This is a genomic window from Sapientia aquatica (assembly GCF_004358105.1).
Classification (GTDB): Bacteria; Pseudomonadota; Gammaproteobacteria; order Burkholderiales; family Burkholderiaceae_D; genus Solimicrobium; species Solimicrobium aquaticum.
This window is the reverse complement of sequence record NZ_SMYL01000029.1, coordinates 1-9,107: the sequence shown is the minus strand read 5'-3', so window position 1 is coordinate 9,107 and position 9,107 is coordinate 1. Positions and strand designations below refer to the sequence as shown.

Genomic DNA, 9,107 nt, shown 5'->3' with positions numbered 1-9,107 from the left:
TTTTTCTATAGAGCCGCGAATACTCTTTATTCTGATGGAACTCGATTGGATATACCCCATAAGTATTTTGAAGATGACGCAGATTTTTTTGCTGCTCTTAAGAGCCTCCCAGGACTAGATCAGTCTTGGGTATTCTTAAACAAACGTCATAAAAGTCCCACAGAATTGCTAAATCAGCCGTTTTTTTACCTCAATTGGCACTTAGCCCTCCCCGCAGGTCAAATCGTTGAATACAGCGCGTTTTAAGAGGTCAGTTTTCGGCCATATGCCGATTTTTTATCGATCAACTTTTCCGTGTCGGTGGATTTTTGGGGTTGGTCAATCCGACCGAATCAATCATTTTTTCATCCGAGAAATCAAATTCGCCATGTAGGTTAAAATGCCGCCAGGTCGCTACTGACCCATTGCGAACAGCTTCGATCAGCTCTTCTTTCCGCGCAGGGTCGGTCTGTTGATCCAACATCCGTGTCAGAAAAAGATAGTTCCAGCAGGTAATCACATTTTTGATCAGGCGGCGACAACCTTCAGCGATCTCCTGCTCTTCCTTCTCGCTTTGAATGAATTCATGGTTATGGCCAAACGAGATGGCTTTGGAGAATTTATTCGAACTTTCCACCTTGTTTAACTGCTTCTCAATCGACTGCCTAAACGCAGGATCATCAACATATTTCAGGATAAAAAGCGACTTGGGCATTTTACCAAATTCTTTGAGCGCCCGGTACAAAGTATGCTGCTTGGAATAGGAATTCAACCGCTTAAAGAGTTGCGATGCCGTCGCCACTTTCAGCTTAATGGTCGTAATAAAGCGCAAGACTTCATCCCATTCCGGTTCGATCAAAACAACACGAATGGCTCGGTGTGGTAGTAGTGCCGTTTGTCCTTGCTCCTCGTAAAATTGTCGGTTCTTGAACGCATAAAGTCGCTGTCGTCCGATGCCCCGGATCCGTGGTGCGAACTGAGTTCCCAGCAAATAGGTTGAACAAAAAATGACTTCTGAAAAACCATGAGTATCCGTAGAATGAATGTCGCTCTTGATCACGTCGTTATGCATCAGGCCGTCAATCACATAAGCAGCCTCACGTTCAGAGGCAGTGATCACCGTGGAATGCCACAATAAATGACGCATGTCGATGAAGCTGATGATGCTGGCTCCTTTGTCTTTGCCTAAATATTTGAACGAGTGGTTAGCATTTAAGGAATCCACCGACACTTCAAATTTTTGCCCGTCACTGGATGTATGCAACATGTCAGGCTGCTGCCGGTAAAGATTAGGCAGGTCCATCCGGTCGACAAAATGCAGGATGCGATCATTGGCGTTTTGTATATTCTCCAACGAGAAATACCAGTTGATGGTGGTATCGAGTTCGTTCTCGTTAATCTGTCTGGATATTTGCGCAAGCTTGCGGTGACCAATGTCGCAACCGTAACCAATAATGCCGGCAAAGAAAATTTTCTTGAGCGGCTTCTCCGCCTGGTATTTGGGTTGCCAATGCTCGAATTCGTCAAGAAATCCAGTCGTCTGATCGACGGTAGCAAGGGCTTCAATCAGGGAAATATATTTTTGTTCCGGGAAAAATTCAGACAGGGAAAGCGCTTCCACGTCATCTTGCTTTGGTGTGCTGATATGGAAACTGCCGTTTGCGCGCAGAGAAAGAAATGAATTATCACCCTCAGAAAAATGCGTATTGGTTTCGTGGTACTGCGCATCGAGCGCTTCATTGAGTGCCTGTAACGTGGCACCGCAATCGGCAAATTGTTCCAGTTTCGCGCGCAGCAAATACGTCTCACGGTTTGCATCCCAATCGGCTTTCGGAATCAGGTAATCATCCAGAGAGCGGTATTTTTCCGAGTGGATCAGGTTTAATGTTCCTGACTTGATGGCGTTAGCGACGGCGATATAAAGCAGCACCTTGTAAAGCGAGATGCGAAATTTATTTTCTTGACCGGCTACCGCTACCTGCTCTTCGGCGGAAAGAAAAGCAACCGGCGCATGTTTATCGATGGTGCCATTTTTTTGCTGATAATGCAGGATCGCTTCGAGCAATGCTGGCTTGCTGCAATGCGGATCGAATTGCACTTGTCGCACAATGTCTGCAGTGCGGTTTTGCAATTTCAAAGATCGTTGTTCTAACAATGCATAATAATCCTGCCCGCGATGAATGGTCGCCATGTTTTCTTTGAACGAATCGATCTGTTGTTCAACCTGGCCATCTTTGGCGGGTTGTGCCGAAAGCGTGGTGTCAATGGCAATCACTTTCTGGCTGTCGTTTAAATTAACGTCAGCAATGATGTGCTTGATTTCCGATATGGTTCCGGTAATGCTTTTTCCCAACCGGTCGGCAAGAGAGAAGAATTTTTGCTCGCGTTGTTCGCGATCTTGGTAGTATGATTCCTTATGTTCTTTATCGGCGATGTTGATAGCGGATTGGACAGAAAATAATAAGGTATCGATCAGCGTATCGTGTAGTTTGAAGGTTTGATATACGATGAATGCGATCAGGTATAAGTAGCGATCTTTGGCAGCGCGGCGAGAGACTTGCGGTATCTGAGATTTGATCACCAGCTGGGCGTAGTGACGAATGCACTCGTAACGCAATGCCAGCTTATCCACGACTGGTTTCAGGTCAAGATAAAGTGAGAGCAAGGTTTCCAGGTCCGTTAAATTAATTTTTATTTTTGAGGGCTGGGTGGACTGAAATGGTTTTTTCAGTAAAGTGAGCGGGTAGCGCCAGATTTCGTCAACGGTATTTTTATCAGTGGTTCTTTCCAAAAGCGAATCCAGTTTGTTGCGCTGTTTTTCGGTAAGACAGTGATCGATAATTTGACTCAGTTTTCGCTGATAATGATTGATCGCCGATACGATCAGACCAGCCAGAAGAGCATAGCTTGGTAGGGTAATTTTCTTGGTAATCAGAAGATCGATGATTTCCAACAGAACCAGTTTGGGCCGGAATTGAACGCGCACCATCAGCGCGATTTCGGTGGTGGCGAATGCTTTTGCTGCTGCATCAAAAGCACTGCAACCAAAGTGATGCAAGATCAAACGCTGCTGTCTGGAACAAGTTTCCTTGCTATATGACCTGAGTAAAATTTCGTTATGATTCAGACCGATCTGTCCGGCAACAAATTCGATATCTGCTTGATGAAATTGCCTGGAAAAAAATTTGCGGCGCGCTTTAAAATATCCCGCGATCAAAATAAAGCAAACCTTATTGGTCGGCGTTCGCATACTCTCCATTGAGTCATTAAACATTAGAGGTGCAAAAAAGAAATTGAGGCGCTCGGCATGAGTAAATACTGGAGGAGATTCAAAAGCCTGCTGTTCCAAGGCATTGAAAATAGTCATTCTGGGCATCGGGATCTCTCAAAAAATGGAAAATACGGGCGGGCATTCTATATTAAATTGCCTTTCGTAAATTCATTTTTAGCAAGAAACAGGGGGTGAGTCAGACTAATTAAAACGCGCTGTATTCAACGATTTGACGTGCGGGGAGGGCTAAGTGCCAATTCAGGTTAAAAAACGGCTGGTTTAGCAATTCTGTGGGACTTTTACGCCGTTTGTTTAAGAATACCCTACATTGAAAGGATCAACTTTTTGGGTTTTGGCCAATAAATAGCCGATTAAGGCGCGCCGTTGTGATACATCCCAAATTTTTTGAGATGTTGATTTTAAATTGCCCTCGAATAAATGGCTATACACCGGCATAAACGAATGCCGGGCGATTAATAACCGCAAACGATTGTGCCCAAGGAGAAGAATGGCCTCCCCAATTTTGTTTATTTCGTGACCACTATTAAAGAAAGAGCTGTTCACCTCCTTTAGAATAGAGGCTAGAAGAACTACATCTTTCAAAATAAGTAACGTCAGTTCTGTCGTTGAGACATCTCTTTCGTGCAATTTTCTTAGTAGTTGGAGCGTGACATCTGGAATCCGCCCAACTAAATTAGCTCCGGCACTCTCTGATTCAGCTAACCACCCTAAGTACTCAATCATATTTTTTTTGAACTCTGCATTAAACTTACAAGATTCGTTTGACTTACCGATTAGCCAATTAAAATAACCAGAATCGACCAGAACAAAGAGCTCCCGATAATTGGCGTCAGGCTCATTAACAGTCGCCAAGCTTATACTTTGATTTGCTATCTTTTCCCTTTTGACAGTTGAATCGCTCATCGTTCCGATAAGGTTTTTTTTTTGAAAAAAAATATTATTAAGTGTGAAAATTGGGAGGGTAAAAATTTTATAAAGTAGTTTTAATCTAAGTACTTTAAAAGTTTGGGGGATCAAGTTATTCACTCACGAATCAATAAATGCTATTACAAAAAAAATCCAAATATTCTTACTATTCGAGCCCATTGATGCGATATGGAGATAACTCTAATTGCTTACCCAAAGCGGCACCGACTTTTTGGTCAGAATTGAGTCACTCACATTCGTTTATTTTCATGCCCAACCAGATTATTAATGATTTCGTTATTAAACATTAGCCCCGCTCAAATTTAAAATTTGAGATAAATAATATTTATCTAGTAAAAAATTATTAGTAAGGGGCAGCCCCCTTACTTTGTATATCAAATGCTGAATGGCCCGCAAGAATACCGAACTAAAATTACATCTACCACCAATCATTTGTCGGGGGTTCAGAAACACACTGACTGATCACTTCGGTGGCACTTACACAGGCTCTTTTAATTCAAACATATTGATAGCATATATATCGCTCTATTCTCGTGGACCATTTTCATTGCAGTGAACTATTTGAAGATGTCATTGATCCTGTGCCATTACAATCTCGACATTTTATAAAACCACCCTTATGAGGCCAACCGGTAGCGCCACCGCATGTTAAACATGCCAACCCAAGTTCGACCAATTTTTTTGCAAGTACAATTCGCGCTTTCCAGTCCTCCAACGTATCGCCATTGTTAATATTAAGTTCATCGAGGTAAGACATGCTCAAGCTCCTCATTTTGACCGGTAAATTAATTAAATTTTGTAGTCAGATAGTTGTCGATCAAGAAATTAGAAATACGAATAGTCCGATGTGCTAGGTTTTACAATTTCACATTATCCAGAGCCCCTTTAAAAACTGACGGCATAATAACCGGCACGATCAATTAAAACCTTATCTCCATGAGTATAGGATTACACTAAAAGCTTAAGACTAATCTGCCGTAAGACACCCATCAAACGGACTCTTTTATTTTAAATTAGTACAATTTTATAAAACTAAAATTCCGATCTAGCTTTACCTTTGGTGTTTAACGTCAGCATCAAAAATTACCGTTCGTTTTACGCCTTAGTTTAACTTGATCACCCTCTTTTCAAAAGTAATGTGACAAGGCCCAAAAGTCGCCTTTCTATTTGTGTTAATAAGAAAATAATTCTAAATTTTAAATACGCCTGAATTGAACCTACAACATAACTAATGCTTTTTAATTCTGCAGCATTGGTTAAGTCTTGATGAAGCATCAATTTGTGAATTTTTATAACTCCGTATGAAGAAAATTCTCCATTTGTAGAATTTGCCTCAGACAAATAAACTTCGACCAATTGATCGGCTTCGTAAAATCGTGGCTGACCAAAATTTTTCGGATAATCTGCAATATTAAAAACTACCAATGATGAAAACTTAACTAATGAGGAAAATTTATTTCCGATCTGAATTCCAGTAACGTCAATTACCTTAGATTTTGTGATTCTGACTGCCCAATGGTCGCAAAACTTAGGATCGTCCCTCACATTCCACATAACTAACTCAACTGGTATGCTATAAGTCTTGGCTATTAAGCATACATTCAGTGAATTGGCTAGGCATGTCCCGGCAGCTTGCTCAATTGAGGTTGCGCGTATTTGTTGAGCCGCACCAATTAAGTCTATTAGATCTACTTTTTTATTTCGATACTTCATTCGAATTCGCTGCCCCACAGTACCCAAGCTCTACCTTCCTCAACGATCAAAATTATTGACCCCACAATTATTACTAAGCCGCTGAAATATAAGCAAACTTGAATTTATATTCGGCTGCTATGTTATTCTGTGATGGTCGGCTTAAAAAATGAATTTAGTATCCCCTTTCTCAATGCAAAAAAATATCCGACATTTGTCGGAGGGTCTGCCCTAACGGAGGTAGACATGAAGTATCGATCAAATGAGCAGCAAAACATCGGGATATTGAAAGAAGCTGAATCTGGCATGAAGGCAGACCTTTGTCGCAAGCATGGCATCAAAGAAGCCACCTACACTATAATTGGAAAGCCAAATTTGGCGACATGACCGTTTTAGATGCGCTGAAATTGAAATTTTTGGAGGCAGAGAATACCAAAGTGAAGCGACTACTGGCTGAAACGATGTTGGACAATGCAGCGTTAAAGGAGGTCGTCAGCCAAAATTGGTAAGCGTATCTAGTTCTAGCTGCAAACCAGCGATTTTAGTTTGCAGCGCCGTGCGTTCTTCAATTTGTATTTGTTGTGTCTTCTCGTGTTCTAATTTATACGATTGCTTTCGCTGTTCCACTTGTTTGTTGATTTGCATCTAAAACTGACCGGGTCAGTTTTAGATGCAAATCAACAGCCATTAACTATATTGAGTTAATAAACGACTAAGTTAGATAACTGTTGAGTTAGGTGTTGTTGCCGTCGTCGCGCGCAGCACTGAGAATATCCTGCGTTAAGTTTTCACAGTCGACTCGCTTTGTCGTATGGCTTTGCATGAGCGAATCGTTCAAAGCAAGCGATGTATGTACGAGCAGATCTCTTATCGAAAAAAGTATTTGCGAAATTTCACGTAAAGCTTCAGCGTTTATTTCTTCCAATTTGCTATCCATATTTTCTTTTTTCTCTTCCAATAAGTCCGATATGAGCTGTGCTCTACCAAACGCTAACTTGATGCAGAGCTTGTCTGTTGAGTACATTTTTTCTAAGTTTTGGCACGCTCGTTAATTGATCTCGGTGTGCTTAGTCACAACTTTTTCTTTCGCAGTTGAGACGAGATGAAACGTAACTGCGCGAGTAACCGATTACCCGCGTTAAATCTTAAATAATTAAGTAATATTCAGGTGTCATTTATTTTGTTTTTCTTTGCGTTTGACAAAAAAATCGAATATCAGGATTACTAGAAAACCTAAACTTAAAGATAGATCAATCTTTTCAAAATGCCACAGAGCTAAGAAAAAGCAACTAACAAAACAGAAAATGGCAAAACGCTTGGCCGCATGAATTTTAGAGCGTGAGTTGGATTGTTCCTGATAAAGAAAATCATCTTGAAAACTATTTTCAAATAGATCTGGAATGAAATACTTTCTCCAGCCTGTTACACCAACAGGCTCCCTTATCACAGCATGACACATGAATCCTACCCATCCAGCAAAAGGAAGCATACAGATTCCTAGATAAAGAGCATGCTCTTCATTTTTAAACAATCCAAAAACTAAGGCGATAAGCCCTGTTACCAGACTGAGCGCACTAAGCCACACTGCGAATTTGAGATACTTAAGTCCAGCCTGATTTATTGGTTTATTATGCATTTTGGTTTAACTTTTGGTTTACAAAAGCAGGGTGGGCGGCTGCCCACTCCACCCTAACTATCATAAATTTATTGGTATGCACCACACACCGCACCTTGCCAAGCGCCCAGTCCGCATTGAGATGCCTCCATCAACTCACCCGATTTCTCGCAAATTCAGTTCTTGGATTTTGATATTCTTTAGTAGAAAAAGTAAAAGCGAAAGTTAGCGCAAAAAAAACCAGTTTCAGACAAATAATCTAGTTCATTAATTGTGCAAACGCATTCCCCGAAACCCACATTACCGTCTAGGTGCTTATCAGCCTAGCGTGGAAACGCCTGTTCGACAATCCGACATTTGTCAGGAGTGGGCCGTTCTTTTGGTTATGTCGCAATAAGCGTATCTGGTAAAGTTTGATATGGACGATTTTCGTAAAAGCCTCATCAAAATCACTCTCCGCAAGGTTCTTAAACGACTGCATTATCTGTTGGAAGTCATGACGCTTTGTGTGCGCTGGTACGTGGCATACCCATTGAGTTTTCGTCATATCGAAGAAATGATGACAGAACGCGGCGTTGTCGTTGCTCACGCCACAGTACATCGCTGGGCTGTGAAGATATTGGGGAGAACAGGGGAAACGGAAAAAATTGTACGCTAAGGATTTTCCAATGTCCGTAGTTGTCGAAATTGCCCCTCGTCGATCTTCCTGCTTTGGCACCAAACGTAATCACCAGTTAGGTTGATGTGCTCCCAGCCCAATGGGTACATATAATGCTTAAGGGAGTCGTCTTTCAACTTCCCGACGTCGCGCAAAGACGGTGCTGCGAGCTCCAAATAAACTGTATTCCACAGCACGATCGCCGCTGTAATCAAGTTCAGGCCGCTGGCTCGGTACCGCTGCTGTTCGAACGTTCGGTCTCGGATCTCGCCGAGTCGGTGAATGAAGATCGCTCTAGCCAAGGCGTTACGTGCCTCCCCCTTGTTCAATCCAGCATGCACGCGTCGACGTAGTTCGACGTTTTATAGCCAGTCTAAAATAAACAGCGTGCGTTCGACGCGACCCAATTTGCGAAGTGCTAGCGCCAGGCCATTCTGGCGCGGGTAGCTGCTGAGCTTACGGAGCATTAGCGATGCCATGCTTGATTGATGACGCCAGTCGCAGAATGTCGTTCCAGTGTGCGCGTACATGCTTGATATTAAGGGTTCCGCCGATCATGGTCTTCAAACTAGGGTATTACTGAATGGTACCCGGAATGTACAAATTTGTGTCTCCCAAATCGCGTATTCGTGGCGCAAAGCGAAATCCGAGCATGAGCATTAAGGCGAACACGTGGTCGGTGAAGCCGGCGGTGTCCGTGTAGTGTTCTATGATACGCAGGTCTGATTCATGGTAAAGCAGGCTGTCGAGCACATAGGTTGAATCGCGCATGCCGACATTGACCATCTTGGTGCTGAACTGTTGCCGCCGACCGAAAATTGACCCACTGGGGGTGCGGATAAAATCTTGGACTACTTTTGGGGGTAGTCCATGTATTCATACGAAGAACGCCTTAGGGCGGTGAAACTATATATTAAGCTCGGCAAGCGCTGCAAAGCCACAAT

General features: G+C 42.5%; 7 protein-coding genes and 3 pseudogenes. 3 read left to right on the top strand and 7 right to left on the bottom strand.

Annotated features, from left to right (window positions below; translation table 11 throughout):
• Nucleotides 1-246, top strand: a 246-nt coding sequence (locus tag E2I14_RS19525; protein ID WP_206105686.1) for a hypothetical protein, incomplete at its 5' end; no start/stop codon positions are given.
• 37 nt (nucleotides 247-283) lie between these two features.
• Here the strand turns inward: E2I14_RS19525 and E2I14_RS19010 are convergent.
• From E2I14_RS19010 to E2I14_RS19795, 4 genes are all read right to left on the bottom strand, one after another.
• A complete protein-coding gene (locus E2I14_RS19010) occupies nucleotides 284-3,346 on the bottom strand; it encodes a Tn3 family transposase (protein ID WP_165967909.1) in 3,063 nt (1,020 codons plus the stop codon).
• Nucleotides 3,347-3,562: 216 nt separating this feature from the next.
• The gene (locus tag E2I14_RS19005; RefSeq protein WP_133331497.1) at nucleotides 3,563-4,297 is read right to left on the bottom strand and encodes an HDOD domain-containing protein; all 735 of its coding nucleotides are present in this window, start codon (nucleotides 4,295-4,297) and stop codon (nucleotides 3,563-3,565) included.
• A 445-nt stretch (nucleotides 4,298-4,742) separates the two neighbouring features.
• Entirely contained in the window at nucleotides 4,743-4,955 is a 213-nt protein-coding gene (locus tag E2I14_RS19000; RefSeq protein ID WP_133331495.1) for a hypothetical protein, read from the bottom strand.
• A gap of 359 nt (nucleotides 4,956-5,314) precedes the next feature.
• On the bottom strand, nucleotides 5,315-5,911 hold the full coding sequence (locus tag E2I14_RS19795) for a hypothetical protein (protein WP_227544828.1): 597 nt from the start codon (nucleotides 5,909-5,911) through the stop codon (nucleotides 5,315-5,317).
• Between the two features lie 225 nt (nucleotides 5,912-6,136).
• Between E2I14_RS19795 and E2I14_RS19790 the strand changes: the two are divergent.
• Nucleotides 6,137-6,390: pseudogene (locus E2I14_RS19790) on the top strand (transposase); the annotation flags it as partial.
• A gap of 233 nt (nucleotides 6,391-6,623) precedes the next feature.
• On the opposite strand, the gene E2I14_RS18990 reads toward E2I14_RS19790, so the two are convergent.
• Together E2I14_RS18990 and E2I14_RS18985 are read right to left on the bottom strand one after the other, a co-directional pair.
• Entirely contained in the window at nucleotides 6,624-6,914 is a 291-nt protein-coding gene (locus E2I14_RS18990) for a hypothetical protein (RefSeq protein ID WP_133331493.1), read from the bottom strand.
• A 147-nt stretch (nucleotides 6,915-7,061) separates the two neighbouring features.
• Entirely contained in the window at nucleotides 7,062-7,526 is a 465-nt protein-coding gene (locus E2I14_RS18985; protein WP_133331491.1) for a hypothetical protein, read from the bottom strand.
• 397 nt (nucleotides 7,527-7,923) lie between these two features.
• On the opposite strand from E2I14_RS18985, the pseudogene E2I14_RS18980 reads away from it, so the two are divergent.
• Nucleotides 7,924-8,127: pseudogene (locus E2I14_RS18980) on the top strand (IS6 family transposase); the annotation flags it as partial.
• A gap of 32 nt (nucleotides 8,128-8,159) precedes the next feature.
• Here the strand turns inward: E2I14_RS18980 and E2I14_RS18975 are convergent.
• Nucleotides 8,160-8,961: pseudogene (locus tag E2I14_RS18975) on the bottom strand (Tn3 family transposase); the annotation flags it as partial.
• Nucleotides 8,962-9,107 lie beyond the last annotated feature (146 nt).

What these genes read in the sequence shown, in the direction of transcription:
- E2I14_RS19010 (WP_165967909.1), bottom strand. Translation starts at nt 3,346, where the DNA reads ATGACTATTTTCAATGCCTTGGAACAGCAGGCTTTTGAATCTCCTCCA.
- E2I14_RS19000 (WP_133331495.1), bottom strand. Translation starts at nt 4,955, where the DNA reads ATGTCTTACCTCGATGAACTTAATATTAACAATGGCGATACGTTGGAG.
- E2I14_RS19795 (WP_227544828.1), bottom strand. Translation starts at nt 5,911, where the DNA reads ATGAAGTATCGAAATAAAAAAGTAGATCTAATAGACTTAATTGGTGCG.
- E2I14_RS18990 (WP_133331493.1), bottom strand. Translation starts at nt 6,914, where the DNA reads ATGTACTCAACAGACAAGCTCTGCATCAAGTTAGCGTTTGGTAGAGCA.
- E2I14_RS18985 (WP_133331491.1), bottom strand. Translation starts at nt 7,526, where the DNA reads ATGCATAATAAACCAATAAATCAGGCTGGACTTAAGTATCTCAAATTC.